The sequence below is a fragment of the Pseudomonas sp. DTU_2021_1001937_2_SI_NGA_ILE_001 genome, assembly GCF_032463525.1.
GTDB lineage: Bacteria > Pseudomonadota > Gammaproteobacteria > Pseudomonadales > Pseudomonadaceae > Aquipseudomonas.
Window position 1 is genome coordinate 5,528,254 of the sequence record NZ_CP135971.1, and the last position, 26,822, is coordinate 5,555,075.

At 66.1% G+C, this 26,822-nt stretch carries 18 protein-coding genes; 7 read left to right on the forward strand and 11 right to left on the reverse strand.

Annotation, left to right across the window (positions count from 1 at the left end; translation table 11 throughout):
• Positions 1–38: 38 nt before the first annotated feature.
• The 8 genes from RRX38_RS24400 to RRX38_RS24435 form a co-directional block, all read right to left on the reverse strand.
• A complete protein-coding gene (locus tag RRX38_RS24400) occupies positions 39–1,697 on the reverse strand; it encodes a BatD family protein (protein ID WP_315960987.1) in 1,659 nt (552 codons plus the stop codon).
• Positions 1,694–3,409 carry a VWA domain-containing protein gene (locus RRX38_RS24405; RefSeq protein WP_315960988.1) on the reverse strand — a complete coding sequence of 572 codons (1,716 nt, stop codon included), beginning with the start codon at positions 3,407–3,409 and terminating at the stop codon, positions 1,694–1,696. Before RRX38_RS24405 ends, RRX38_RS24400 begins: the two co-directional genes overlap by 4 nt.
• Positions 3,406–4,470, reverse strand: coding sequence for a VWA domain-containing protein (locus RRX38_RS24410; RefSeq protein ID WP_315960989.1), 1,065 nt, complete (start codon positions 4,468–4,470; stop codon positions 3,406–3,408). The genes RRX38_RS24405 and RRX38_RS24410 overlap by 4 nt, the downstream gene beginning before the upstream one ends.
• The gene (locus tag RRX38_RS24415) at positions 4,463–4,957 is read right to left on the reverse strand and encodes a DUF4381 domain-containing protein (protein WP_315960990.1); all 495 of its coding nucleotides are present in this window, start codon (positions 4,955–4,957) and stop codon (positions 4,463–4,465) included. Before RRX38_RS24415 ends, RRX38_RS24410 begins: the two co-directional genes overlap by 8 nt.
• Positions 4,954–5,898, reverse strand: coding sequence for a DUF58 domain-containing protein (locus RRX38_RS24420; protein ID WP_295477474.1), 945 nt, complete (start codon positions 5,896–5,898; stop codon positions 4,954–4,956). Before RRX38_RS24420 ends, RRX38_RS24415 begins: the two co-directional genes overlap by 4 nt.
• A gap of 4 nt (positions 5,899–5,902) precedes the next feature.
• Positions 5,903–6,862, reverse strand: a complete 960-nt coding sequence (locus tag RRX38_RS24425) for an AAA family ATPase (protein ID WP_295477472.1) — start codon at positions 6,860–6,862, stop codon at positions 5,903–5,905.
• A 217-nt stretch (positions 6,863–7,079) separates the two neighbouring features.
• A complete protein-coding gene (locus RRX38_RS24430) occupies positions 7,080–7,838 on the reverse strand; it encodes an amidohydrolase family protein (RefSeq protein WP_315960991.1) in 759 nt (252 codons plus the stop codon).
• Between the two features lie 45 nt (positions 7,839–7,883).
• Positions 7,884–8,243, reverse strand: coding sequence for a hypothetical protein (locus tag RRX38_RS24435; protein WP_315960992.1), 360 nt, complete (start codon positions 8,241–8,243; stop codon positions 7,884–7,886).
• 373 nt (positions 8,244–8,616) lie between these two features.
• Here RRX38_RS24435 and RRX38_RS24440 point away from each other — a divergent pair, with 373 nt between their 5' ends.
• The gene (locus RRX38_RS24440; protein WP_315960993.1) at positions 8,617–13,473 is read left to right on the forward strand and encodes an NAD-glutamate dehydrogenase; all 4,857 of its coding nucleotides are present in this window, start codon (positions 8,617–8,619) and stop codon (positions 13,471–13,473) included.
• A gap of 180 nt (positions 13,474–13,653) precedes the next feature.
• Here RRX38_RS24440 and acnB read toward each other — a convergent pair whose 3' ends face one another.
• A complete protein-coding gene (acnB, locus tag RRX38_RS24445) occupies positions 13,654–16,263 on the reverse strand; it encodes a bifunctional aconitate hydratase 2/2-methylisocitrate dehydratase (RefSeq protein WP_295477464.1) in 2,610 nt (869 codons plus the stop codon).
• A 497-nt stretch (positions 16,264–16,760) separates the two neighbouring features.
• On the opposite strand from acnB, the gene RRX38_RS24450 reads away from it, so the two are divergent.
• On the forward strand, positions 16,761–17,231 hold the full coding sequence (locus tag RRX38_RS24450; RefSeq protein WP_315960994.1) for a DUF1289 domain-containing protein: 471 nt from the start codon (positions 16,761–16,763) through the stop codon (positions 17,229–17,231).
• Between the two features lie 11 nt (positions 17,232–17,242).
• Here the strand turns inward: RRX38_RS24450 and RRX38_RS24455 are convergent, their stop codons facing one another.
• On the reverse strand, positions 17,243–18,103 hold the full coding sequence (locus RRX38_RS24455; protein ID WP_315960995.1) for a universal stress protein: 861 nt from the start codon (positions 18,101–18,103) through the stop codon (positions 17,243–17,245).
• Between the two features lie 134 nt (positions 18,104–18,237).
• Between RRX38_RS24455 and RRX38_RS24460 the strand changes: the two genes are divergently transcribed.
• The 5 genes from RRX38_RS24460 to RRX38_RS24480 all read left to right on the forward strand — a co-directional run bounded on the left by RRX38_RS24460 (position 18,238) and on the right by RRX38_RS24480 (position 23,757).
• Positions 18,238–18,849: a tRNA-(ms[2]io[6]A)-hydroxylase gene (locus tag RRX38_RS24460; protein WP_315960996.1), complete on the forward strand. Its 612-nt coding sequence runs from the start codon at positions 18,238–18,240 to the stop codon at positions 18,847–18,849.
• 143 nt (positions 18,850–18,992) lie between these two features.
• A complete protein-coding gene (locus tag RRX38_RS24465; protein ID WP_315960997.1) occupies positions 18,993–19,481 on the forward strand; it encodes a MarR family transcriptional regulator in 489 nt (162 codons plus the stop codon).
• On the forward strand, positions 19,478–20,944 hold the full coding sequence (locus tag RRX38_RS24470) for an efflux transporter outer membrane subunit (protein ID WP_315960998.1): 1,467 nt from the start codon (positions 19,478–19,480) through the stop codon (positions 20,942–20,944). Before RRX38_RS24465 ends, RRX38_RS24470 begins: the two co-directional genes overlap by 4 nt.
• A 5-nt stretch (positions 20,945–20,949) precedes the next feature.
• Positions 20,950–22,155, forward strand: a complete 1,206-nt coding sequence (locus RRX38_RS24475; protein ID WP_315960999.1) for an HlyD family efflux transporter periplasmic adaptor subunit — start codon at positions 20,950–20,952, stop codon at positions 22,153–22,155.
• Positions 22,156–22,164: 9 nt separating this feature from the next.
• Positions 22,165–23,757, forward strand: coding sequence for a DHA2 family efflux MFS transporter permease subunit (locus RRX38_RS24480; protein ID WP_295477452.1), 1,593 nt, complete (start codon positions 22,165–22,167; stop codon positions 23,755–23,757).
• A 17-nt stretch (positions 23,758–23,774) separates the two neighbouring features.
• Here RRX38_RS24480 and RRX38_RS24485 read toward each other — a convergent pair whose 3' ends face one another.
• Positions 23,775–26,819, reverse strand: a complete 3,045-nt coding sequence (locus tag RRX38_RS24485) for an efflux RND transporter permease subunit (protein WP_315961000.1) — start codon at positions 26,817–26,819, stop codon at positions 23,775–23,777.
• Positions 26,820–26,822 lie beyond the last annotated feature (3 nt).

The window sequence follows — 26,822 nt, forward strand, 5'->3', positions numbered from 1 at the left end:
GTCGCGCCGCCCAGCGCTTGGGGCGGCGCGACCGGCATTCATTTCGGGTACAGCGGCGGCAGCCCGGCATCGCCGCCGGAATTCTCGGCGTGCTCGACGGTCGGCAGGCTGCGGATCGCCCGCCACAGTTCCTCGCCCAGCCACAGCTGGCCCGTCTCGCTGTACAGCGCGCCATTGAGGCCATCCAGGGCGTCGGACAGCGGTACGAAACGCGCCGCCATGTCGGCCAGGGTCTCGGGTTGCTGGCGCGCCCAGGCGTCGAGGGCCTGGCGGGTGGCCTGTGGGTCGTTGGCCAGGCAGGCGCGCTTGAGGTCGTCCAGTACACTGCGCGGGCTGGGGCCGGCCTGCGCCGCACGTGCCACGGCCGGCAGGCCGCGGGCCCGCCACCAGAGCCACAGGCCCAGCAGGGTGGTGCAGGCAAAGAACAGCGTGCTCAGCTGCCAGAGCCACAGCCAGGCAGGCAGCAGGCCCTGCTCGCCGCCCACCGGCGTATCCACCGCCAGCCCGGGGTTGGCACTCACCTCCAGGGTGCGCGCCGGCAGGCTGCTGTGTTCGATGTGGTCTTCGCGGGTATTCCACCAGGTCAGTTCCACGGCCGGCAGGTCGATGCTGCCGGGACGGTTGGGCACCAGGGCTTCGCTTTCCTTGCGGCTGCCGGTCAACCCGCGCTCGCCGGGCTGGTTGCTCAGTTGCGGCTGGTCCGGGTAGCGCCGCAGACCGAGCAGGTCCTGTTCGGGCAGCGGCGGCAACTGCGAGGCGGACAGCCCTTCGACCTTGAGGGTCAGGGTGCGGGTCACCGAATCGCCGGCCTGCAGGTGGGTGGTCTCGGGGTTCCAGCTTTCTTCGAGATTCACCGCGCTGGCCGGCAGCCACGGGCGGTCGGCGGGCCATACGTCAGGACGCGGCTTGACCTGCAGGCTGATCTCCGCCGAGCTGACCTGCAATGCCTTGCCCGGTTGCGGACCATAGGGGTTGAGTGCCTGCTGCTGGCCGGGGCCGGCGGCACTGTTGGTCTGCACCTGGGTGGCGCTGAACACCAGCGCGGGAATCTTCAGCCGTCCGCTCTGCTGCGGGTAGATGGCGTAGCGGGTCTCGATCACCCCATGGCGGATGCCGTTGATGAGCTTTTCGTAGGTGAGTGGCGTATCGCCGAGCTTCTCGATGCGCGCATCGGGCAGTTGCAGCGGGCTCAGGCTGCTGTCGTCGAACAGTGATACCGAATGGTAGATGCGCAGGGTCAGTACGGCCTGCGCCTGGACGTAGACGGTGTCTTTGTCGAGGCTGGCCTCGATGAACACCGGCGCCAGCTCGTTGCCGGTTTCCTGGGCATTGCCGGGCAGCACCTGGAGGATCACCGGCTGGCTGCGTGAGTCGCCCAGCTGTACCGGGGGAATCTCGACGCTGCCGGTATGCCGGGGCAACAGGGTGATCAGCCAGCGGGTGTTGGCCTGGCTGGTGCCGTCCAGGGTGGTAAGGCTGTTGACCTGGCGCGTGTCGCGGACCTCGAAGGCCTGGTCCAGGACGCTCAGGTCGGGCTTGCCGAACTGGGTGACGTCGTGGGTTTCCAGGGTCAGCTCCACCGTTTCGCCGGCATTCAGGCGGGTGCGATCGACCTGGGCGGTCAGTTCTGCCGCCTGGCTGGAGGACAGGGCCAGCCACAGCAGCAGGCCGGTCAACGAAGAAGAGGCGCGGCTCATCGGCTGTTTTCCTGGTGTTGCTGTTCGAAACGGAACTTGCGGCGCAGCAGTTCACCCGGATCGTCGGGAATCTGCCGCAGCCAGTGTTCCAGGGCCTGGCGCCGCTCGCCGTCGAGCGGCGCATCGGGCATCGGCACGGGCGGACGCGTGGTGTCGTCGGCGGCGTCCAGGGCATCGCTGTCGGCCGGTCTGCCTTCGGCCTTGGCCGCCGCCTCGCTGTCATCCCGCGTGGCGCTGTCGGTCTGCGCCGGGTCCTGCTGCCGCGCGGCGTCCTGCTGCTGTGCTGCCGATTCTGGTGGTGGCTCGTTGTCTTCGCTCGGGGCGGGTTGCTGGTCCTTGTCCTGGGACGGCTGCCGCTGTTCCAGGGCCTGACGCACCAGTGTCTGGTTGATCTGTGCGGCCGCGAAGTCCGGCTGGCGTTCCAGGGCCTGGTCATAGGCGTCCAGTGCGGCTTCCAGTTCACCGGCCATGGCCAGGGCGTTACCTCGGTTGTAGTGGTCGGTAGCCGTCTCGCCCTTGGCGAAGTAATCGGCGGCGCCGGAATAGTCGCCGGCGTCGAACAGTGCGATGGCTTTCCAGCGCGGGTCCTCGAAGTGCTGGGCTGCTTCGGCCGGGCGCTGCTGTTGCAGCAGACGCTGGCCCTGCTGGTCGGGGCGCAGCCACAGGTCCTGGAAATCGAAGGCCATGGCCGGGCGTGGCAGCAGGCAGCACAGGGCCAGGGCGAAGACCCAGCCGCGGCGTGCCGCGCAGGCTGCCAGCAGAAGCAGCGGCAGCAGCAGCCAGTAACCCTGGTCGGCGCGCCGGTCGAGATGCACCAGGCGCCCGTCGCGGTTCATCTGTTGCGGGCCGTCGAGCAGACCCAGGTCGCGCAGGTCTTCCAGGTCAGGACGTGCCTGGCGATAGCGGCCGCCGGTTTCGGCGGCGAAATCCCGCAGTCCGGCGCTGTCCAGGCGGGCCACCAGAATCGCACCGTTTTCGTCGCGCAGCAGGCCGCCGTTCTCCAGGGTCACCGGTGCGCCCTCGGCGGTGCCGATGCCCAGAATGCTCAACGCCGGCGCCTGGCCGCGCAGTTGCGCGAGAATGCCCTGGCGTTCCTGGGCATTGAGGTCCGAGGCAATGAGCAGGATGCGGCCCTGGCCGAGATCGGCCTGGCGCAGCAGGGCCAGGGCCTTGCCGATGCCCAGGTCGGCGCGCTGGCCGACGCTGGGCATGATCGATGGGCGGATCGCTTCCAGCAGGTTCTGGCTGGTACCCAGGTCATCGGACAGCGGCACCAGGGTATGTGCACTGCCGGAATAGACCACGATGGCGGTCTGTGCTTCGCTGCGCGCCTGCAGCAGGTCGCGCAGCTTGCGGCGGGCATATTCCAGACGGCTGGGCTGGGTGTCGGCGGCGAGCATCTGTGGGGTCAGTTCCAGCACCACCACCAGTGGGTCGACGGGTTTCTGCCCGGTCTGTTCGAGGCGCTGCCAGCTGGGGCCGAGCAGGGCCAGGACCGCGAGCAGCCAGGCCAGCCCCAGCACCAGCCAGGGCTGCTTGCTGCCGCGCCCGCTGCCGCCGTTGAGCAGGACATGGTGAAAGGCCGGCGGCAGCAGCATCTGCCAGCGCCCGGCGCGCTTCTGGCGGTGCCAGAGCTTCCACAGCAGCCAGGCCAGCAGCGGCACGGCGAGCAGCCACAGGGGGCGTAGCCAGTGCGGCCAGAGCGCGCTCATGGTCGGCCTCCCGGACGCTTCAGGCGCAGCCGCACGGCAGCCGCGGCCTGGCCCAGGCGGCTGCGCAGGCGCTGCACGGCGTTGTTCGGCCACAGCTCGACGATCACCCACAGCATGCTCAGCAGCACCGCCACGGCCAGAGGCCAGGCATACAGCGGATGGGCGGGGCGTGCCTGGGTCGGCTGCTGGGCGACGGGCTCCAGGGCGTCGAGGGTGGTGCGGATACGCTCGAGCTGGTCGCCGTCGCGGGCGCGGAAATATTTCCCGCCCGTGAGCTGGGCGATGCGCTGCAGGGTCGGCTCGTCGAGGTCCAGGCTGGGGTTCAGCCCGAGCAGGCTCTGGATGCCGCCGTTGTCAGGGTCGGCGCCGATGCCGATGGGGTAGATGCGCACGCCCTCGTCGGCGGCCAGGCGTGCGGCGGTCACCGGGTCGATCTGCCCGCCATTGTTGGCGCCGTCGGTAACCAGCACCAACACCCGGCTTTCGGCGGGGCGCTGGCGCAGGCGCTTGAGCGCCAGGCCGATGGCATCGCCGATGGCGGTGTTCTTGCCGGCAATGCCAATGCGCGCTTCATCCAGCCAGACCCGCACGGTGTGCCGGTCGAAGGTCAGTGGCGCCTGCACGAAGGCCTGGCTGCCGAACAGGATCAGGCCGACCCGGTCGCCTTCACGGTGTTCGAGGAAGTCGCCGAGCAGTTGCTGCACCAGCGCCAGACGGCTGACATCCTCGCCCTGCCACTGCATGTCGGGGTAATCCATGGAGCCGGAAACGTCCACCGCCACCAGCAGGTCGCGGCCACTGGCGGCGATGGGCAGCGGTTCGCCCAGCCATTGCGGACGCGCCGCCGCCGCCAGCAGCAGCAGCCAGATCAGCAGCAACGGCGCGCGCAGGCGCCAGGCCGGCAGGTTGGCCCTGGCGCGACGGCCTTTCAGGCTTTCCAGCTCACTGATGAAACTGACCCGCAGCGCCGCTTCGCCGTTGTCGGCGGGCGGCAGCAGCACGCGCATCAGCCAGGGCAGCGGCAGCAGGGCGAAGACCCAGGGCCAGGCGAACTCAAACATGCTTGCGGATCCAGGTTTCGACGGACTGGGTCAGGCCATTGATGGCCTTGTCGTCAAGCTTGCATTCGGGTTTGTAGGCGCCTTCGACCAGTACCATCCAGCGGGTCAGGCCGGCGGCCGGGCAGCGGTTGTCGAGAAACGCCAGCCACTGGCGGCCGTTGAGGGTATGGCTCTGGCTTTGTGGGTACTGGTTGCGGCACAGGCGCTTGAGCAGGCCGTTGATATGCTGCAGCCAGGCGCCGGCCGGTGCCGCGTCATAGGGTTTGGGCAGGCTGGCCAGTTCGGCGAGCGCAGCCACCCGCAGCGGGTCCAATGGCTGTTCGGCGCGTGGCAGTGGCGAGCGGCTGCGCCATACCCGGTACAGGCGCGACAGGCCCCAGGCGGCCAGCGGCAGCAGGGCGAGCAACAGCCACCAGCCTGGCGCGGGCGGCCACCAGCCGGGCAGCGGCGGGGCGATCAGCGGTTGCAGCTGGTCGAGAGGATTCATGGCTGTTTCACCGGCCGCCGGGCGTTGAGAAATTCCCGCAGTTGCTCGACCAGGTCGGTCTGCGTGCTCAGCGGCATCAGCAGGACGCGCAGCTTCTGCGCCAGGCGTTCCCAGCGTGCGCAGCGGGCTTCGCCCTGGGCGCGGTAGTTGCGGCGCAGGTCGGCATCCAGGGTGTCGAGCTCCAGCTGCGCACCGCGCTCGGCGAAGCGCAGCAGGCCGGCAGCGGGCAGGGCGCGGTCCAGCGGGTCGGAAAGTGGCAGCAACAGCAGATCGCAATGCCGTGACAGCAGGCTCAATTGTTGTTCGGCGCCCTCGCTCAGGGCTCGCTCGTCGCACAGCACGATCACCAGGCTGCCCGGGCGCAGCACCTCCCGCGCCCGGCGCAAGGCCGTACCGAAGGCATCGCGCTCGGCGGCGAGTTCGGTATGCAGCGACTGGTTGACCCGTGCCAGGCGGTTGAGCAGTTGCAGCAGGCTCTGCTTGCTGCGTCGCGGCTTGATCTCGTAGTGCTCGTGGTCGCCGAACACCAGGCCGCCGACCCGGTCGTTGTGCTCCAGCGCCGCCCAGCCGAGCAGGGCAGCGGCCTGGGCCGCCAGGACCGACTTGAACATCAGCCCGGAGCCGAAGAACAGCCGTCGGCTTTGCTCGACCATGATGAAGATCGGCCGCTCGCGCTCTTCGTGAAACAGCTTGGTGTGGGGTTCCTGGGTGCGTGCGGTGACCCGCCAGTCGATGTTGCGTACGTCGTCGCCCGCCTGGTAGACCCGCACCTGGTCGAAGTCCACGCCGCGACCGCGCAGCTTGGAGTGGTGCAGGCCGATCAGCGGGCTGCGCCGGGTCGGGGTCGAGAACAGCTGCACCTCGCGCACGCGATGGCGCATCTCGATCAGCTCGTGCAGGCTGACCCGGATACCCGGCTGGATGACGGAAGAAGACGGCATGGTCTCAGGCGACAGCCACGACGTCGAGGATGCGCTGGGTCACGCGGTCCTGGTCGATGCCGGCTGCCTCGGCCTCGAATGACAGGATGATGCGATGGCGCAGCACGTCGAACAGCACCGCCTGGATGTCCTCGGGGCTGACGAAGTCACGCCCGGCCAGCCAGGCATGGGCCCTGGCGCAGCGGTCGAGGGCGATCGAGCCGCGCGGGCTGGCGCCATAGCCGATCCACTCGGCCAGTTCCGGGTCGAACTTGGCCGGGGTGCGGGTGGCCATGACCAGTTGCACCAGGTATTCCTCCACCGCATCGGCCATGTACAGGCCGAGGATTTCCTTGCGTGCAGCGAAGATCGCCTGCTGGCTGACCCGTCGCTCCGGCTTGGTTTCACCATTGAGCGCCTCGCCACGGGCCTGCTGGAGGATCTTGCGTTCCACGGCGGCATCCGGGAAACCGATCTTGACGTGCATCAGGAAGCGATCGAGCTGCGCCTCGGGCAGCGGGTAGGTGCCTTCCTGCTCGATGGGGTTCTGGGTGGCCATCACCAGGAACAGTGGCGACAGGTCGTAGGTGCTGCGCCCGACGCTGACCTGGCGTTCGGCCATGGCTTCGAGCAGCGCCGACTGCACCTTGGCTGGCGCGCGGTTGATTTCGTCGGCCAGGACCAGGTTGTGGAAGATCGGACCCTGCTGGAATACGAAACTGCCGGTTTCGGGGCGGTAGATTTCGGTGCCGGTGATGTCGGCCGGTAGCAGGTCGGGGGTGAACTGGATACGGTGGAACTGTGCCTCGATACCCTCGGCCAGTTCCTTGATGGCCTTGGTCTTGGCCAGCCCTGGTGCACCTTCGACCAGCATGTGACCGTCGGCGAGCAGGGCGATCAGCAGCCGGTCGATCAGCTTGTCCTGACCGAGGATCTGGGTTGAAAGAAAGCTTCGCAGCGCGATCAGCGCTTCACGATGTTCCATCGGTGAGGATTCCTGGCAAGGTGATACCGGTCTGGCGAATGACGGCCAGGGGCGGCGAGCGGGTGAGGCGTGCCTGAGCGACGCTCGCTGGCCTGCACGACAGAACCCTGGCTGGGGGCGTTACTTTAATCCATCCGGGGCCTGATCGACTAATGGCGCCGGGGCTTTTTTGGCATGTCGCTTCTCGGGAGCTGCGCCGCTCGCACCCTGGGGCCGGCTAGAAGGGCTGCACCCGGTAGAGTTGTGCCGCGTTGTGCCACAGCAACCTGGGCAGCGCCGCTTCACCCAGGACCTCGCTGAGCGTGTCGAGGTCACGCTGCACAGCGGCTGTCGTGCTGTCCGCCGATGGCAGGCCGCTGCCGAACATCAGCGCCTGCGGGTTGGCGCTGTACAGGTCGTCGAGCAGGGCCGTGCAGCTGGCGTTGAGACGCCCGATGCCGAAGAGCTTGATGCGCGCGCCGCGTTCGACCAGGCGCAGCAGGCTGGGCAGGCAGCCGCGTGCCAGTACGCGAAGGTCCAGGCACAGGGCCGGCAACTGCGCCAGGCTCTCTTCGAAGTCGGCCAGTTCACGTGGGTCGAGGGTGACTTCGGCGTGCCACCCGGTGTGCTGGTGAACGCGTCGGGCCAGTGCCAGGCACTGCTCGGGCGCTACGCTGGCGCCGCGCTTGAGGGTCAGGCGCAGGCCGCGTACGCCGAAACTGTTGAGGGTGTCCAGCTCACTGTTGCCGACGTTCAGCGGCAGTCGAGCGACCCCGACGTACCCTGGCCCGAGCCGGCGCAGGGCGTCGAGCAGGTGACCCTGGCGCCAGCCCTGGGCAGGCGTTGCCACCACGGCACCACCGGTGAAACCCAGCGGTGCCACCCTGGCGCGATAGTCGTCGCAGGTGAAGGCTGCCGGCAGGGGGGCGCAGGAGGCCTGCAGCGCAAAGTGCGGGTCGAAGATGTGGCAGTGGGCGTCGAAGCGGTAGGGGGGCATGGCGGTCTCCTGGCAGACAGTGCCCCCTGACTTTACCCCCGGCTGTCAGGCGATCTGGCTGACATATGTACCGACACCCGCCAGGATGATGCGTAGCGTGCTGTCGACTTCGGCGAGGTCGTCGGCATCGGTGGCATGGCGGATTTCCACCGGCTCGGGGCCGGTCAGGCTGGCCGCGTCGGTCGGTTCCAGTTCGATCAGCAGGCGTGCCGGCTCCAGGGTCACCCTGAGGCTGCCGACCGCCAGGCTGCGCTCGTCGCCGACACTGACTTCCACCTGGTCTTCGTCAGGGAAACGGCTCAGCGAGAACAGCTCGCCGTTGTCGCCATGACAGCACAGCATGGCCATGTCGTCGTATTCGTCGTCGCAGGGGTTGGCGATGAGCCAGGGCGTGTTGATGAGCATGTCGAAATCCTGATCGAGGCGGCAAGGTCGGTAATTGTGCCAGTCCCTGATGAACTTTTCCTAACGCCGCCATGGTGTTTTCCGGCTGCTGCCGTGGCCCTTGGCCCGTTACCTGTCTGCTAGTCGATGACCGAATATGTCGCAGCCTTGTAAGCCCTGTATGGACCGCTGTCGTTAAGCTGACCGGCGACAAACGGTCGCATGCCCTGCCTGACAGGCCCGGCGCGCTTTCTGACGCAGTTCTCGGAAATGGCATTGAAACACCTCGGTCCCCTGAGCATCGCCCGTTTACTTCTACACTCGATCCTGTCGACCCACGGATCGTGGCAAAAAGCCCGTCTCCTTCTAAAAAAGCCAAAGCGGAGTAACATCGATGGCGTTCTTCACCGCAGCCAGCAAGGCCGACTTCCAGCATCAACTGCAAGCGGCCCTGGCGCAGCACATCAGCGAACAGGCACTGCCACAAGTGGCGCTGTTCGCCGAGCAATTCTTCGGCATCATTTCCCTTGACGAATTGACCCAGCGTCGCCTTTCCGACCTGGCGGGCTGCACCCTTTCAGCCTGGCGGCTGCTCGAACGCTTCGAACACGACAAACCCCAGGTACGGGTCTACAACCCCGATTACGAGCGCCACGGCTGGCAGTCCACCCACACGGTGGTCGAGGTGCTGCATCACGACCTGCCCTTTCTGGTCGACTCGGTACGCACCGAGCTGAACCGCCGCAGCTACAGCATCCACACCCTGCAGACCACCGTCCTGAGCGTGCGACGCGGCGCCCAGGGTGAACTGCTGGAAGTGCTGCCCAAGGGCACCACCGGCGAGGGCGTGCTGCAGGAATCGCTGATGTACCTGGAGATCGACCGTAGTTCCAATGCCAGTGAGCTGAGCGCTCTGGCGCGCGAACTGGAGCAGGTGCTCGGCGAAGTGCGCGTAGCCGTCGAGGACTTCGAGCCGATGAAGGCACGGGTCCACGATGTCCTGGCGGCCATTGACGCCGGCGCGCATGGCATCGACCCGGAGGAGGTCGACGAGGTCAAGATCTTCCTGCAGTGGTTGCTGGACAACCATTTCACTTTCCTGGGCTACGAAGAGTTCCAGGTGCGCCTGGAAGCCGACGGCGGCCACATCGAGTACGACCCTTCGTCGTTCCTTGGCCTGACCAAACTGTTGCGCGTGGGGCTCAGCAGCGAAGACCTGCATATCGAAGACTACGCGGTGAAGTACCTGCAGGAGCCCACCCTGCTGTCGTTCGCCAAGGCTGCGCTGCCCAGCCGTGTACACCGCCCGGCCTATCCCGACTACGTGTCGATCCGCCTGATCGACGCGGCGGGCAAGGTGGTCAAGGAGTGTCGTTTCATGGGGCTATACACCTCGTCGGTGTATGGCGAGAACGTGCACCGCATTCCCTATATCCGTCGCAAGGTCGCGGAGATCGAGCGCCGCTCCGGCTTCGACGCCAAGGCCCACCTGGGCAAGGAGTTGGCCCAGGTCATCGAAGTGCTGCCGCGTGACGACCTGTTCCAGACCCCGGTCGACGAGCTGTTCGGCACCGTGATGTCCATCGTGCAGATCCAGGAACGCAACAAGATTCGCGTGTTCCTGCGCAAGGACCCGTACGGGCGCTTCTGCTACTGCCTGGCCTATGTCCCGCGCGACGTGTACTCCACCGAAGTGCGGCAGAAGATCCAGCAGGTGCTGATGGATCGCCTCAAGGCCAGTGACTGCGAATTCTGGACCTTCTTCTCCGAGTCGGTGCTGGCCCGCGTGCAGCTGATCCTGCGCGTCGATCCGAAGATCACCCTGGATATCGACCCCGTGCAGCTGGAGAACGAGGTCATCCAGGCCTGCCGTTCCTGGAAGGACGACTACGCTAGCCTGGTCATCGAAAGTTTCGGTGAGGCCCAGGGCACCAACGTGCTGGAAGACTTCCCGAAAGGTTTCCCGGCCGGCTACCGCGAGCGCTTCGCCGCGCATTCGGCGGTGGTCGACATGCAGCACGTGCTGAGCCTGTCGGAGAGCAACCCGCTGGTGATGAGCTTCTACCAGCCACTCGCCGGCCGCCGCCAACAGCTGCACTGCAAGCTGTATCACGCCGATACCCCGCTGGCGCTGTCCGATGTGCTGCCGATCCTGGAGAACCTCGGCCTGCGCGTGCTCGGCGAGTTCCCCTATCGCCTGCAGCATGTCGATGGCCGTGAGTTCTGGATCCACGACTTCGCCTTCACCTACGCCGAAGGCCTGGACCTCGACATCCAGCAGCTCAACGACGTCTTGCAGGACGCTTTCGTGCACATCGTGCGCGGTGATGCCGAGAACGACGCCTTCAACCGCCTGGTGCTGACTGCCGGCCTGCCGTGGCGCGACGTGGCTCTGCTGCGTGCCTATGCGCGCTACCTCAAGCAGATCCGCCTGGGCTTCGACCTGGGCTACATCGCCAGCACCCTGAACAACCACACCGAGATCGCCCGCGAGCTGACCCGGCTGTTCAAGACCCGCTTCTACCTGGCGCGCAAGCTGGCCAGCGAAGACCTCGATGACAAGCAACTGCGCCTGGAGCAGGCGATCCTCACCGCCCTGGACGACGTCCAGGTGCTCAACGAAGACCGCATCCTGCGTCGCTACCTGGACCTCATCAAGGCCACCCTGCGCACCAACTTCTACCAGACTGACGCCAATGGCCAGAACAAGAGCTACTTCAGCTTCAAGTTCAACCCGCGCCTGATTCCCGAACTGCCCAAGCCGGTGCCGAAATTCGAGATTTTCGTCTATTCGCCGCGCGTCGAGGGCGTGCACCTGCGCTTTGGCAACGTGGCTCGCGGCGGCCTGCGCTGGTCGGACCGCGAGGAAGACTTCCGCACCGAGGTGCTGGGCCTGGTCAAGGCGCAGCAGGTGAAGAACTCGGTGATCGTGCCGGTGGGTGCCAAGGGTGGTTTCGTACCGCGCCGTCTGCCGGCTTCCGGCAGCCGTGACGAAGTGCAGGCCGAGGCCATCGCCTGCTACCGCATCTTCATCTCCGGCCTGCTGGACATCACCGACAACCTCAAGGAAGGCGCGCTGGTGCCGCCGGCCAACGTGGTGCGTCACGACGATGATGACCCGTACCTGGTGGTCGCGGCCGACAAGGGCACCGCGACCTTCTCCGACATCGCCAACGGCATCGCCCTGGACTACGGCTTCTGGCTGGGTGACGCGTTCGCTTCGGGCGGCTCGGCCGGCTATGACCACAAGAAGATGGGCATCACCGCCAAGGGTGCCTGGGTGGGCGTGCAACGGCATTTCCGTGAGCGCGATATCAACGTGCAGCAGGACAGCATCACCGTGATCGGCATTGGCGACATGGCCGGTGACGTGTTCGGCAACGGCCTGCTGATGTCCGACAAGCTGCAACTGGTGGCGGCCTTCAACCACCTGCATATCTTCATCGACCCGAATCCGGACCCGGCCAGCAGCTTCGCCGAGCGCCAGCGCCTGTTCAACCTGCCGCGCTCGGCCTGGACCGACTACGACGCCAGCCTGATCTCCGCCGGTGGCGGGGTGTTCCCGCGCAGTGCCAAGAGCATCACCATCACCGAGCAGATGAAGGCACGCTTCGACATCAAGGCCGACAAGCTGACCCCGACCGAGCTGATGAATGCGTTGCTCAAGGCGCCGGTGGACCTGTTGTGGAACGGTGGTATCGGCACCTATGTGAAGTCCAGCGAAGAGAGCCACGCCGACGTCGGCGACAAGGCCAACGACGCGTTGCGCGTCAATGGCAACGAGTTGCGCTGCAAGGTGGTGGGCGAGGGTGGCAACCTGGGCATGACCCAGCTGGGCCGTGTCGAGTTCGGCCTGCATGGCGGGGCGACCAACACCGACTTCATCGACAACGCTGGTGGCGTGGACTGCTCCGACCATGAGGTCAACATCAAGATCCTCATCAACGAAGTGGTGCAGGCCGGTGACATGACCCAGAAGCAGCGCAACCAGCTGCTCGAGAGCATGACCGACGAAGTCGGCCACCTGGTGCTGGGCAACAACTACAAGCAGACCCAGGCGCTGTCGCTGGCGGCGCGGCGTGCCTATGATCGCATCGCCGAGTACAAGCGCCTGATGGGTGACCTGGAGGCGCGCGGCAAGCTCGACCGGCTGATCGAATTCCTGCCTTCGGAAGAGCAGATCGCCGAGCGCGTCGCCGCCGGCCATGGCCTGACCCGTGCCGAGCTGTCGGTGCTGATCTCCTACAGCAAGATCGACCTCAAGGAAGCGCTGCTGGAATCCCGCGTGCCGGATGACGACTACCTGGCGCGTGACATGGAGACTGCGTTCCCGTCGTCGCTGGGCGCGCAGTATTCCGCGGCCATGCGCAACCATCGCCTCAAGCGCGAGATCGTCAGCACCCAGATCGCCAACGATCTGGTCAACCACATGGGCATCACCTTCGTGCAGCGCCTGAAGGAGTCCACCGGCATGAGCGCTGCGGCGGTCGCCGGAGCCTATGTGATCGTGCGGGACATCTTCCACCTACCGCACTGGTTCCGCCAGATCGAGGCACTGGACTACAAGGTGCCGGCCGAGATCCAGCTGACCCTGATGGACGAACTGATGCGCCTGGGCCGTCGCGCCACGCGCTGGTTCCTGCGCAGCCGCCGCAACGAACTGGATGCCGCCCGTGATGTGGCGCACTTCGGTCCGCATATCGCGGCGCTGGGCCTGAAGCTCGACGAACTGCTCGAAGGCCGCACCCGTGCCGTCTGGCAGGAGCGCTACGAGGCCTATGTGGAATCTGGCGTGCCTGAGCTGCTGGCGCGCATGGTGGCCGGTACCACGCACCTCTACACCCTGTTGCCGATCATCGAGGCTTCCGACGTGACCGGGCATAACGCTGCCGACGTGGCGAAGACCTTCTTCGCGGTGGGCAGCGCCCTGGAAATCACCTGGTACCTGCAGCAGATCAGCAGTTTGCCGGTGGAGAGCAACTGGCAGGCCTTGGCCCGCGAGGCGTTCCGCGACGACATCGACTGGCAGCAGCGGGCGATCACCATCTCCGTGCTGCAGATGCAGGACGGGCCGGAGGATCTGGAAGCTCGCCTGGCCCTGTGGCTGGAGCAGCACGCGGCGATGGTCGAGCGCTGGCGCGCCATGCTCGTGGAGTTGCGTGCCGCTACGGGTACCGACTACGCGATGTACGCGGTGGCCAACCGTGAGCTGCTGGACCTGGCCATGAGCGGGCAGGCGGCGACCGTGTGAGGCGTTTGGCATAAGCCGCTTGTAGAGAGCTTGTGCCCAGGGGGCTGGCCGCGGCGTGTGCCGCGACCAGCTTGCGGCCCTGCCGGGCTCTCTGGGCGCCACAAAGTTGTTCGCAAGGCAAAAAGAAACCCCGCACTTGGCGGGGTTTCTTTTTTACAGCGCTACAGCCAGGTCAGGGCATCAGGCCTGGACGACCGGGATGTTGGCGGTGGCCGCCGCGTCGCGGAACTCGGCGATCTGGTCGAAGCTCAGGTAGCGGTAGACGTCGGCAGCCATGCTGTCGATGTCCTTGGCGTACTGCATGTACTCCTCGACGGTCGGCAGCTTGCCGATGATCGAAGCCACGGCAGCCAGCTCGGCCGAAGCCAGGTAGACGTTGGTGGCGTCGCCCAGGCGGTTCGGGAAGTTACGGGTCGAGGTGGAAACCACGGTCGAACCGGTCTGTACGCGAGCCTGGTTACCCATGCACAGCGAGCAGCCTGGCATTTCCATGCGCGCGCCAGCCTTGCCGTAGATGCCGTAGTAGCCTTCTTCGGTCAGCTGGTGAGCGTCCATCTTGGTTGGCGGAGCCAGCCACAGACGGGTCGGAATACCGCCCTTGACCTTGTCCAGCAGCTTGCCGGCAGCGCGGAAGTGACCGATGTTGGTCATGCACGAACCGATGAACACTTCGTCGATCTTGTCGCCCGCCACGGTGGACAGCAGGCGAGCGTCGTCCGGGTCGTTCGGCGCGCAGAGCACAGGCTCCTTGACGTCGGCCAGGTCGATCTCGATGACGGCAGCGTATTCGGCGTCCTTGTCGGCTTCCAGCAGCTCTGGCTTGGCCAGCCAGGCTTCCATCGCCTGGGCGCGGCGCTCCATGGTGCGGGCATCGCCGTAGCCTTCGCTGATCATCCAGCGCAGCAGGGTGATGTTGGACTTCAGGTACTCGGCGATGGAGGCTTCCGGCAGCTTGATGGTGCAACCGGCAGCCGAACGCTCTGCCGAGGCGTCGGACAGTTCGAAGGCTTGCTCGACGGTCAGTTCGTTGAGGCCTTCGATCTCGAGGATGCGGCCGGAGAAGATGTTCTTCTTGCCTTTCTTCTCTACGGTCAGCAGGCCTTGCTGGATGGCGTAGTAAGGAATGGCGTGTACCAGGTCGCGCAGGGTGATGCCAGGCTGCATCTTGCCTTTGAAGCGCACCAGGACCGACTCCGGCATGTCCAGCGGCATGACGCCGGTGGCCGCGGCGAAGGCGACCAGGCCGGAACCGGCCGGGAAGGAGATGCCGATCGGGAAGCGGGTGTGCGAGTCGCCGCCGGTGCCGACGGTGTCAGGCAGCAGCATGCGGTTCAGCCAGCTGTGGATGATACCGTCGCCAGGACGCAGCGACACGCCGCCACGGGTGCGGATGAAATCCGGCAGGGTGTGGTGGGTGGTGACGTCGATCGGCTTCGGATAAGCCGCGGTGTGGCAGAACGACTGCATGACCAGGTCGGCGGAGAAGCCCAGGCACGCCAGGTCTTTCAGCTCGTCGCGGGTCATCGGGCCAGTGGTGTCCTGGGAGCCGACGGTGGTCATCTTCGGTTCGCAGTAGGTGCCAGGGCGCACGCCTTTGCCTTCCGGCAGGCCGCAGGCCTTGCCGACCATCTTCTGCGCCAGGGTGAAGCCCTTGCCGCTGTCGACCGGTGCTTCAGGCAGGGCGAACAGGTCGGTTGGCCCCAGGCCCAGCTCGGCACGCGCCTTCTCGGTCAGGCCACGGCCGACGATCAGCGGGATACGGCCGCCAGCGCGGACTTCGTCGAGCAGCACCGGGGTCTTCAGTTCGAAGGTGGTGATGACTTCGTCGGAACCGTGCTTGCAGACCTTGCCGGCGTGCGGGTAGACGTCGATCACGTCACCCATGGCCAGGTTGGTGCAGTCGAATTCGATCGGCAGGGCGCCGGCGTCTTCCATGGTGTTGTAGAAGATCGGGGCGATCTTGGTGCCGAAGCAGAATCCACCCGCGCGCTTGTTCGGCACGTAAGGGATGTCGTCGCCGAAGAACCACAGCACGGAGTTGGTCGCGGATTTACGCGAGGAACCGGTACCGACCACGTCACCGACGTAGGCGACCGGGAAGCCTTTGGCCTTGACCGCTTCGATCTGCTTCAGGGGACCAACGGAACCCGGCTGCTCAGGCTCGATGCCGTCGCGGGCCATTTTCAGCATGGCCAGGGCGTGCAGCGGGATGTCGGGACGCGACCAGGCATCCGGGGCTGGGGACAGGTCGTCGGTGTTGGTTTCGCCAGGCACCTTGAATACGGCCAGGCTGTACTTCTCGGCGATGGCTGGCTTCTTGGTGAACCACTCGCCGGCGGCCCAGGATTCCAGGACGGCCTTGGCATGCGCGTTACCGGCCTTGGCTTTCTCAGCCACGTCGTGGAAGGCATCGAACATCAGCAGGGTGAACTTGAGTTGTTCGGCGGCGACGGCGCCCAGTTCGGCGTCGTCGAGCAGCTCGACCAGGGTGGCGATGTTGTAGCCGCCCTGCATGGTGCCCAGCAGTTCGGTGGCGCGCTTGCGGTCGATCAGGGGAGAGGAGGCTTCGCCCTTGGTGATGGCGGACAGGAAACCGGCCTTGACGTAGGCGGCTTCGTCGACTCCTGGTGGAACGCGGTTGGTGATCAGGTCAACGAGGAAAGCTTCTTCGCCAGCCGGTGGGTTCTTCAGCAGCTCGACCAGGCCTGCGGTTTGTTCGGCGTTCAGCGGCTGGGGCACGATGCCCTGGGCGGCACGCTCTTCGGTGTGTTTACGGTAGGCTTCAAGCACAGTATTACCCTCATCAGTGGTCCCAAATGGGTGTCCGGGACGCTCATCCAGAAATTGTCCATTACTCTGTATGCCGATGCTCGGTCGAGCATCCTGGCCAAGAGTAGTGGCAATTCCTTACGAAGCTGTTTTCAAAGTTTTACGCCTGCAGGACGGCTGGGTGGGACGGTCGGTGGCCATTCTTGATGAGGGAACGGCCGTGCCGACACCGGACTGCGGGATAACTTGACTGTGCTCGTGACGCTTTGAAAACAGCTTCTGACGGACATTGGCGCCTTACAAGGCCCGGTGATTCTACGGCAAAACTTTCTCGAAGGTAAGCGCGAGCGCGGCGGCCATCGCTGCCGCGTTGCCGTTGCAAAGCGCCGCGCAGCCAGGGCAAAGGCCCGGCTGGCGCGGCCTGGCAGCATCAGGGTGCTTAGCCCTGCAGGTCGAGGGGTGACCCTCATTAGACAAAGGGCTAACATGGCGGCTCGTTCCACCAGCCGCAGCCCGCCATGCCCGATCAGATCATCAAGACGCCCTGCGTCGGCCTTTGCTCCACCGTGTTCGGTGACCGCGTGTGCCGGGGCTGCAAGCGTTTCCATCATGAAATCGTCAACTGGAACAGTTACGGCGAGGATGAGAAGCGCGCGGTCTGGCTGCGCCTGGAGCAGTTGCTGGTGCAGGTGATGACCGCCAAGGTCGAGGTGTTCGACCCGGAAAAGCTGCGCTGGCAGCTGACCCAGCGCAAGATCCGCTTCGTCGCCCACCAGTCCGAGTACTGCTGGGCCTACCAGCTCATCGCCCGCGGTGCGCGGGTCATCAGCAATGTCGAGGCCTACGGCTTCGTGCTGTTGCCGGAATTCCGCGACTGGCCACTGCCCGACCTGCGCGATGCCATCGACCGCGAGTTCTTCCTGCTTTCCGACGCGCACTACGAGCGCTACATCGCCCCTTCCTTCCTGCGGGACGCACTGGGCGCCTGAGGGCGTTGGCTTCAGCCCTGGAACAAGGCTTCCAGGTGTTCGATGATGGCCTCGGTCTTGAGTACCAGCACATCGCTTTCCAGTGTGTCGAGCACCACCTCGGCCGTATTGCCCACCAGGGCGCCCGCCATGCCGGTGCGCGCCACGGTGCCGATTACCGTGACAGCGGCCTGGAGCTGGTGCGCGGTGTGCGGAATCAGCACGTCGGCCGGCCCCTCGGTGACGTGCAGACGGGCATCGGGGATGTCGAAGCGCTGCTGGAAGGTCCGGCACTGCTGGCGATAACGCGCCTCGATGGCGCTGCCGGGCTGGTAGGCCGGGTCCGCCGCCGAGAGAGTCGGTGCCGGGTGGGCGGCGATGACGTGCAAGTCGCCGCGGGCCAGCATGGCGAGGCCGTAGCCGTGATCGATGATGGCTTCGTGCAGGGCCTGGTGCTGGCTTTCCGCGTTGTCGACGTCCACGGCCGCGAGCATCACCGCACCGGCCCAGGGGCGGTCGTTCTTGACCATCAGCACCGGGCTGGGGCAGTAGCGCAGCAGCTTCCAGTCGTCAGGGGTGAGCAGCGCCTTCTTCAACGGGTTGTCGGGGTAATGCTGCTTGATGACCAGCCCACAGCCTGCGGCCTGCTGGGCCTTGATGACGGTTCGATGCAGCGAGTCCTGCCAGTCTTGTGCAGCGCTGACGGTGAAGCCCTGTTCCTGCAGGTTGATTCGTGACTCGGCCAGCCAGGGGCCGTGGTCGTGGCGCGGGTCGCAGACCAGCAGATGCAGGTGGGCCTGGGTCACGCCGGCGATCAGGCGAGCTCGCTTGAGGGCGAGGTGGTCGGGGCTGCCGGGGTCGATGACCACCAGGATGCTGCGGATCGATTGCATGATGCGGCGCTCCACACGCGGGCTGACCTGTTTACTATAGTTCGCGAGTAGGCTGTGGATCAGCGAATCAGGCTCGCCGCATGCAGCGGTGGCTCGTATAATGCGCGGCTTTGCCCAGCCGTTGCCGTGAGCCTATGTACCCGATCCCTGAAATCGAAGCCTTCCTGTTGTGCCGTACGCCCGATGCCTGGGTGCAGGCGGCGCTGCGCAACCTGGACATTCTGCTGATCGACCACGCCAACAACGAGAAGAAGGCCGCCGGCGCGGCGTTCCAGTTCATGTTCCAGTACAACGACAAGTTCGACCTGCAGGCCAAGATGTCACGCCTGGCGCGTGAAGAGCTGCGGCATTTCGAACAGGTCATCAGCCTGATCCGCAAGCGCGGCATCCCCATGGCCAACGTCAGCTCGGCACGCTACGCCGGTGCGCTGCGTAAATGCGTGCGCAATCACAACCCCTACCGGCTTACCGATGCGCTGATCGTCGGCGGCATCGTCGAGGCGCGCTCCTGCGAACGTTTCGCTGCCCTGGTGCCGCACCTGGATGAGGAGCTGAGCAAGTTCTACGCGAGCCTGCTCAAGTCCGAGGCGCGGCATTTCCAGGATTACCTCAAGCTGGCCTACCTGTACGGCGACAAGGCTGACGTGGATGCCAAGATCGAAGAAATCCGCCTGGTCGAGAAGGAGCTGATCGAAAGCCCCGACGAGGACTTCCGCTTCCACAGCGGTGTACCGCTGGTCGCCTGACGCCAGCGCATAACGCTGCGGACCGCCCTTGTGGCGGTCTTTTTTTTGCCGTTATTGAAAGCAAGCTAACTAATGTTTTGACATTTGCTGTCATGGCAGTAATATCGTGCAACAACTGCCTAAGCAGCTATCTGGGTGATCCTTTGAAACATTTCTCGCCGGACAACTTCGACTCCAGCCTCATGGGCCTGCTGCTCGGGCGCACCGCTGCCCTCAAGGACCGCATACTCGACAAGTATCTGCTGCCCTATGACGTCACCTTCGCGCAGTACAAGGTGCTGATCATCATTGCCCAGTTCGCCTCCGACACCCCGGTGGAGATGTGTCGGCACCTGAGCCTGGACAGCGGTTCGATGACCCGCATGCTCGACCGCCTGGAACAGAAAGGCCTGATCCTGCGCAACCGTTCGGACGCTGATCGACGTCAGGTCAAGGTTGCCCTTACCAGCAAGGGCCAGGCCCTCGCCGACCTGCTGCCAAGCATCGGTGCCGATGCCATGAACGACCTGCTCGCCCCCCTGGAACAGGAGGAGGTCGAGACGTTGCGGCGGATTCTCACCAAGGTGCTGGTGGCCTCCGACGATCAAATCATCCTCACTCGCCTGAGCTTCAAGTCCAAGGTGGCGCCATGAACGCTTCGATTCTGCTGCGGCGTGCCGCGCCCCTGGCCATCGCCATCGGCCTGGCCGGCTGCGCCAGCTCTGCCGGGCTGCACCCGCAGGCCGAGCGCATGCCGGCGCAGAACCTGCAGGCCGCCAGCAGCCTGCGCGACATTCCTCTTTCGGCAGCGGCCTGGCCGCGTGATGACTGGTGGAAGAGCCTGGGCGATGCCCAGCTCGACCGCCTGATCGACCAGGCCCTGCGCGACAGCCCGGACATGCAGGTGGCCAGCGCCAGGGCGCACCAGGCCATGGCCGAGGCCGATGCCGCCGATGCTGCGCGTATGCCCAGCCTGGATGCCAGCGCCGGGGTGACCCGCTCGCGCCTGGCGCGTGACCAGGATCCGCTGGGGCAGGGCAGCCGCTACAGCACGGTGCGTAACCTGGGCCTGAACTTCAATTACAGCTTCGACCTGTGGGGCGGTCAGCGCGCCAATTGGGAGGCCGCGCTGGGCCAGGCCCGGGCCGCCGAAGTGGACCGCCAGGCGGCGCGTCTGACCCTGGCCACCGACGTGGCCCGTGCCTACAGCCAACTGGCTCAGGCCCATGTGATGCGCGACCTGGCCGCCGAAGACCTGCAGCGCACCCGGCAGATGCTCGACCTGGGCCAGAAGCGCCTGGGCTCGGGTATCGACAGCCAGTATCAGTTCCAGCAGAGCCAGAGTCTGGAAGCCGGTGCCCGGCAGGCCCTGCTGGACGCCGAGAGCCAGTTGCGCAGCGCGCAGATCGCCTTGGCGGTGCTGCTCGGCAAGGGCCCCGATGAAGGCAGCCGCCTGGCGCGGCCGCAAGTGCTGCAGCCAGCGGTCGTCCAGCTGCCGTCGTCGCTGCCTGCCGAACTGCTCGGTCGGCGCCCCGATGTGGTCGCGGCGCGCTGGCGCGTCGAGGCGGCCGGCAAGGGTATCGAGGCGAGCAAGACGCGCTTCTACCCCAACCTCAACCTCAGTGCCGCCGCCGGCACCGAGTCGCTGCTGGGCGATGCGCTGTTCGGCAGCGCCAGCCGGTTCTTCAACATTCGCCCGACCGTGTCGCTGCCGTTGTTCGATGGCGGTCGCCTGCGCGCCGACCTCGACGCCCGGGATGCCGACTACGAGCTGGCCGTGGCGCAATACAACAAGGTGCTGGTCGCCGCCCTCGGCGAGGTTGCCGACGGGATCGGCCAGTTGCGCGATATCGACGGCCAGGTGCAGGCGCGCCGCGAAGCCACCGACATCGTGCGGCGTTCCTTCGATACCGCGACCCAGCGCTATGCCGCCGGCATCGGCAACTATCTGGACGTGCTCAGCGTCGAGCAGCAGCTGCTGCAGTCGCAACGTCAACTGGCGGATCTGGATGCCCGGCGCATCGATCTGTCGATCCGCCTGATGCAGGCCCTTGGCGGCGGCTTCATCGCCGATGCCCAGGCTGCTCAGGTGCCACCCGTTTCTCTGCAAAGGTAATCGCCATGGCCGACGCCACTTCTGCTTCTTCATCCACCGCCGTGACCAAGGACCAGCCCTCCGGCAAGCGCAAGGTCATGCTCCTGGGCCTGGCCGCCGTGGTGATCGCCGCCGGCCTGGGGGCCTGGGCCTGGCATGAACTCTATGGCCGCTGGGGCGAGAGCACCGACGATGCCTACGTCAACGGCAACGTGGTGGAAATCACGCCGCAGACCACTGGCACGGTGATCAGCATCGGTGCCGACGATGGCGATCTGGTGCGCGAAGGCCAGGTGCTGCTGAAGTTCGATCCTGCCGATGCCGAGGTCAGCCTGCAGAACGCCGAGGCCAACCTGGCCCGGGTGGTGCGCCAGGTACGTGGCCTGTACAGCAATGTCGACGGTATGAAGGCGCAACTGGCGGCGCAGCGTGCGGCGCTGCAGAAGGCCCAGGACAATTACAACCGGCGCCGTAACCTGGCGGCCAGCGGGGCGATTTCCCAGGAGGAGCTGTCCCACGCCAAGGATGATCTGGTCAGCGCGCAGAGCGCCCTGAACAACGTCCAGCAGCAACTGGCCAGCAGTGTGGCGCTGGTGGATGACACGGTGGTTTCCTCGCACCCGGACGTCAAGGCCGCTGCCGCGCAGGTGCGCCAGGCCTGGCTGGCCAAGGCGCGTACCACCCTGGTCGCGCCAGTGACCGGTTACGTGGCCAAGCGCAATGTGCAACTGGGCCAGCGCATCCAGCCGGGCACCGCGACCATGGCGGTGATTCCCCTGGATCAGCTGTGGATCGACGCCAACTTCAAGGAAACCCAGCTGGGCAAGATGCGCATCGGCCAGCCGGTAGAGATCCATGCCGACCTTTACGGCAGCGACGTGACCTACAGCGGCACCGTCGACAGCCTCGGCGCTGGCACCGGCAGTGCCTTCGCCCTGTTGCCGGCGCAGAACGCCACCGGCAACTGGATCAAGATCGTCCAGCGCGTGCCGGTGCGTATTCACATTAATCCGCAGGAACTGGCCGACCACCCGCTGCGCATCGGTCTGTCGACCACCGTGGACGTCGACCTGCACGACCAGAGCGGTCCGGTGCTCGCCCAGCAGCCGCCGCGTCAGCCGAGCTTCAGCACGGCCGTGTATGACCAGCAGCTGGCCGAGGCCGATACGCTGATCAATCGCCTGATCCACGAAAACAGCGCCGGCACCGCCAAGGCCACCGCGCAGCGCTGATCCGCCCATGTGCATGCCCCGGCCCGTTGGCCGGGGCGCCGTTTCCGTGTCCAGGACCCCGCCATGAGCCAGAACGCTCCCGCTTCATTCACACCGCCGAGCCTGCTGCTGTCGACCATCGGCCTGTCGCTGGCGACCTTCATGCAGGTGCTCGATACCACCATCGCCAACGTGGCCCTGCCGACCATCTCCGGCAACCTGGGGGTCAGCTCCGAGCAAGGCACCTGGGTCATCACCTCGTTCGCGGTGAGCAACGCCATCGCCTTGCCGCTGACCGGCTGGCTGAGCCGCCGCTTCGGCGAGGTCAAGCTGTTCATCTGGGCCACGCTGCTGTTCGTGCTGGCCTCGTTCCTGTGCGGCATCTCGCAGTCGATGCCGGAACTGGTGGGCTTTCGCGTGCTGCAAGGGGTGGTGGCCGGGCCGCTGTACCCCATGAGCCAGACCCTGCTGATCGCCATCTACCCGCCGGCCAAACGGGGTATGGCCCTGGCGCTGCTGGCGATGGTCACGGTGGTGGCGCCAATCGCCGGGCCGATTCTCGGTGGCTGGATCACCGACAGCTACAGCTGGCCGTGGATCTTCTTCATCAACGTGCCCATCGGTCTGTTCGCCGCCTTTGTGGTGCGCACTCAGATGGCCAAGCGCCCGGTCAGCACCAGCCGCCAGCCCATGGACTACATCGGCCTGATCACCCTGATCATAGGCGTGGGGGCGTTGCAGGTGGTGCTGGACAAGGGCAATGACATGGACTGGTTCGAATCGAACTTCATCATCGCCGGTTCGCTGATCTCGCTGGTGGCCCTGGCGGTGTTCGTGATCTGGGAAATGACCGACCGGCACCCGATCGTCAATCTGCGGCTGTTCGCATACCGTAACTTCCGTATCGGCACGTTGGTTATGGTCTTCGGTTATGCGGGCTTCTTCGGCATCAACCTGATCCTGCCGCAGTGGCTGCAGACCCAGATGGGCTACACCGCGACCTGGGCGGGACTGGCTGCCGCGCCGATCGGCATCCTGCCGGTGGTGCTGTCGCCACTGGTGGGCAAGTATGCGCATCGCTTCGACCTGCGCCTGCTGGCCGGCCTGGCGTTCCTGGCCATGGGGCTGTCGTGCTTCATGCGTGCGGGGTTCAACAGCGATGTGGACTTCCAGCACGTGGCGATGGTGCAGCTGTTCATGGGGATCGGTGTGGCGCTGTTCTTCATGCCCACGCTCAGCATCCTGCTCTCGGACCTGCCGCCGCAGCAGATTCCCGACGGTTCAGGGCTGGCGACTTTCCTGCGCACCCTGGGCGGCAGCTTCGCCGCCTCGCTGACCACCTGGATCTGGATTCGCCGCGCCGACCAGCATCATGCCTACCTGAGCGAGAACATCAGCAATTTCGACCCGGTGACCCGCCAGACCCTGGATACCCTCGGCGGCGCCGGGCCGCAGGCCTATGCGCAAATGGAGCGCATGCTGAGCAGCCAGGCCTACATGATGTCCACGGTGGACTACTTCTACATGCTGGCGTGGATCTTCATGGGCCTGATCCTGCTGGTCTGGCTGGCCAAGCCGCCGTTCGCCGCCAAGGCCGCGCCGCCCGGTGGCGGCGGGCATTGAGTGGTCGCTGCGTCGGCTCATCCGGGCGGCGCCGTGGTGTGGCGATCGTCATCAGCGCCATACAGCAGCGAGTACAGAACGGGGATGAATCCCAGGGTCACCAGGGTGCCCAGGGCCAGACCTCCGATCATGCTGATGGCCATGCCGGTCCATAGTGCGCCACCGAACAGCATCAGCGGGATCAGCCCCAGGATGCAGGTCAGCTTGGTCATGATGATCGGCCGCAGGCGGTCCAGCGCTGCCTGCATGATGGCCTGGCGCAGCGGCTGGCCCGCAGCGGCTTCGACCTCGATGCGTTCGAGCAGCAGCACGGCGTTGTTGACGATGATGCCGGCCAGCGACAGCAGGCCGAAGGTCGCCATGAACCCGAATGGGTAGCCGCTCAGCCACAGCGCCAGGGCGACGCCGATGAGGATGAACGGAATGCTGGCGACGATGATCAGCACCTTGCGCCATGAATCGAACTGCCACACGAACAGCAGCAACATGGCGAATACCGCCAGGGGCAGGTAGCGCAACAAGGCGTCGTTGGCTGCTGCCGAGTCTTCGATTTCGCCACCCATTTCCAGGTGGTAGCCGCTGGGCAGCATCAGCTCGGCGAGGCGTGGTTCGAGGGCTTGCATCAGGCTGTCGGCGGTCATCCCGGGGTTGCGGCCACTGACGGTAATGGCGCGCTCCTGGTTGCGCCGTACCCGCACGCTGGCTTCCGAGGCCAGGCTGAGGCTGGCGACCGCCGACAGCGGCAGCGCTGCGCCACCTGCACTGGGGTAGACCGGCGTATCGGCCAGTTGCACGGCGCTGGCGGGGCGGGCGCGGGCGGTGATCTCCAGGCTGTACTGGCCGTCGCGCAGCGGCGTCACGCTCACGCCCTGGTTGGCCAGGCGCAGGGCCTGGGCGATGTCCTGGGTGTCCACGCCGGCGCGGCGGGCCCTGTCCTGGTCGATGTTGACCTGGTAGCGCAGTACCCGCGGGCCCCAGTCATTCTGGATGTCGAGGGTCCCCGGCAGCGCTGCCAGCAGGTTGGCCATTCGCTCTCCCAGCTGGCGCAGGGTGGCGTCATCCGGGCCGCTGATCCGGTACACCGCCAGACCGCTTTCGGTGCTGCCCAGCGAGAAGCGCTTGGGCTGGGCGCGTACGTCGGGGTACTCGCTCAGCAGGTGATCACGGACCCGGTCCATGACCTGTTGCAGGTCCGCCCCCGGCCGGGTGGTGATGGTGAAGTACGCCACCTCCGGGCCGGGCAGCGGCGGGTTGAGGCCCAGCACGATGCGCGGGCCGCCTTCGGCGACATAGCCGATGCTTTCGCTGATGTCGGGGTCCTTGCCCAGCCAGTCACTGAGCGCCTGCATGCGCTGCATGCTGCGTTGCGCATGGGTGCCGGGTTCGAGCTGGATCGGCAGCTGGAACTGGTTGCGGTCTGACGGCGGCAGGAAGTCGTAGGGCAGGCTGAGCAGCTTCAGGCTGGCGGCACCCAGCAGCACCAGCATGGTCAGGATGTACAGCGCGCGGTTGCGCAGCGCCACGGCCAGCAGCCGGGCATAGCCGCGGTGCAGTGTGCTTGCGCTGGGGGCGCTGGACGACTCGTGACCCGGCGTGCGGACCAGGCGCAGGCACAGCAGCGGTGTGACGGTCAGGCTCAGCGCCCAGGAACCGAGCAGGGTCAGGGCCAGGACCACCGCCAGCGAACGCAGGTATTCATTGGTGCTGGTCTGGCCGAGGAAGAACGGCGAGAAGGCCAGGATGATCACCAGCGAAGAGGTCAGCAGCGGTACGGCCAGGGTACGGCCTGCCGCTTCACAGGCCTGGCGGCGCGGCTCGCCGGCACGCAGGCGCCGCTCGATGTCTTCGGCGATGACGATGCCATTGTCCACCAGCAGGCCCAGGGCCAGGATCAGCGCGGCGATCGACACCGTCTGCAACTCGATGCCCAGGGCGCGCATCAGAATCAGGCTGGCGAGCACGGTGAGCGGCACGATGGTGCCGACGATCAGCCCGATGCGCCAACCCAGGAACAGCATCACCACGCCCATGACGATGACCATGGTTTCCATCAGCACATGTTGCATGCGCTGCATGGCGTGATGCACCACGTCGGCCTGGAAGGTCACCCGATGCAGGCTGAAGCCAGTGGGCAGGCGCTCGCCCTGCGTACTCAGGGCGCTGTCCAGCGTCTTGCCGAAGTCCTCGACGTTGAGCCCGGGGTTCATCGAGATGCCCAACACCAGCGCTCGCTGGCCACGATAGAACGCCGTGCTCTGCGGCGGGTCCTGGGCCTGGATGCCGATCTTAGCCAAGGCGCCCAGGGGCAGGGTGGTGCCGTCGGGCAAACGTACCGGCAGGTCATGCAAGGTCTGCGGGTCACGCACTTCACCGCTGAGCGACAGGCTCAGGCTCTGCGGGCCGCGCAGCAGGGTGCCGGCGCTGCTCAGGCCGTTCTGGTTGTGCAACTGGCGCAGGATCTCGGCGGGCGGCAGGCCCAGGCGCGCCAGGATGAGTGGATCGAAGTCCAGCGCAACCTGGTTTTGTTGCAGGCCGTACAGGGCGATACGTTGTACGCCCGGCAGGCGGTACAGCGCGCGGCGCAGGCGTTCGGCCTGTTCGTGCAGCTCGCTCAGTGAAAAGCCCGGTGCGGTGAGGGCGATGGAGGCCACGGCAACCTGGCCGAAGTCATCGTCGACCTGCGGCCCCTGAGTGCCCTCGGGCAAGCCAGGCGCGACTTCCGCAACCTTGTTGCGCACCCGCTGCCAGAGCGCCGGCAGATCGGCGACCTCGTCGCGGGCGGTGATCTGCACGATGGCCTGGCCGGGGCGCAGGGTGGTGGCCAGCGTCTTGAGTTCGGGCAGTTCGCGCAGTTTGTCCTCCAGCGGTCGGGCCAGCAGCGCTTCGACCCGGTCTGTGGGCAGGCCTGGCAAGGCGACACTGACCAAGGCGTCGCGGATGGTGACGTCAGGTTCTTCCTGGGAGGGAAAACCGATGAAACTCTTGATGCCGCCAAGCAGGATTGCCAGCGCGAGGAACAGCACCAGCCGCGAGCGGGATAAAGCCAGGTGGGTGATGGACATGAA

Bases quoted from the DNA above. Each gene is read 5' to 3' on its own strand.
- RRX38_RS24455 (WP_315960995.1), bottom strand. From the start codon at position 18,103: ATGCAATCGATCCGCAGCATCCTGGTGGTCATCGACCCCGGCAGCCCC.
- RRX38_RS24405 (WP_315960988.1), bottom strand. From the start codon at position 3,409: ATGAGCGCGCTCTGGCCGCACTGGCTACGCCCCCTGTGGCTGCTCGCC.
- RRX38_RS24430 (WP_315960991.1), bottom strand. From the start codon at position 7,838: ATGCCCCCCTACCGCTTCGACGCCCACTGCCACATCTTCGACCCGCAC.
- RRX38_RS24435 (WP_315960992.1), bottom strand. From the start codon at position 8,243: ATGCTCATCAACACGCCCTGGCTCATCGCCAACCCCTGCGACGACGAA.
- RRX38_RS24425 (WP_295477472.1), bottom strand. From the start codon at position 6,862: ATGGAACATCGTGAAGCGCTGATCGCGCTGCGAAGCTTTCTTTCAACC.
- RRX38_RS24485 (WP_315961000.1), bottom strand. From the start codon at position 26,819: ATGTCCATCACCCACCTGGCTTTATCCCGCTCGCGGCTGGTGCTGTTC.
- RRX38_RS24470 (WP_315960998.1), top strand. From the start codon at position 19,478: ATGAACGCTTCGATTCTGCTGCGGCGTGCCGCGCCCCTGGCCATCGCC.
- RRX38_RS24460 (WP_315960996.1), top strand. From the start codon at position 18,238: ATGTACCCGATCCCTGAAATCGAAGCCTTCCTGTTGTGCCGTACGCCC.
- RRX38_RS24415 (WP_315960990.1), bottom strand. From the start codon at position 4,957: ATGAATCCTCTCGACCAGCTGCAACCGCTGATCGCCCCGCCGCTGCCC.
- RRX38_RS24440 (WP_315960993.1), top strand. From the start codon at position 8,617: ATGGCGTTCTTCACCGCAGCCAGCAAGGCCGACTTCCAGCATCAACTG.
- RRX38_RS24400 (WP_315960987.1), bottom strand. From the start codon at position 1,697: ATGAGCCGCGCCTCTTCTTCGTTGACCGGCCTGCTGCTGTGGCTGGCC.
- RRX38_RS24410 (WP_315960989.1), bottom strand. From the start codon at position 4,470: ATGTTTGAGTTCGCCTGGCCCTGGGTCTTCGCCCTGCTGCCGCTGCCC.
- RRX38_RS24450 (WP_315960994.1), top strand. From the start codon at position 16,761: ATGCCCGATCAGATCATCAAGACGCCCTGCGTCGGCCTTTGCTCCACC.
- RRX38_RS24420 (WP_295477474.1), bottom strand. From the start codon at position 5,898: ATGCCGTCTTCTTCCGTCATCCAGCCGGGTATCCGGGTCAGCCTGCAC.
- RRX38_RS24475 (WP_315960999.1), top strand. From the start codon at position 20,950: ATGGCCGACGCCACTTCTGCTTCTTCATCCACCGCCGTGACCAAGGAC.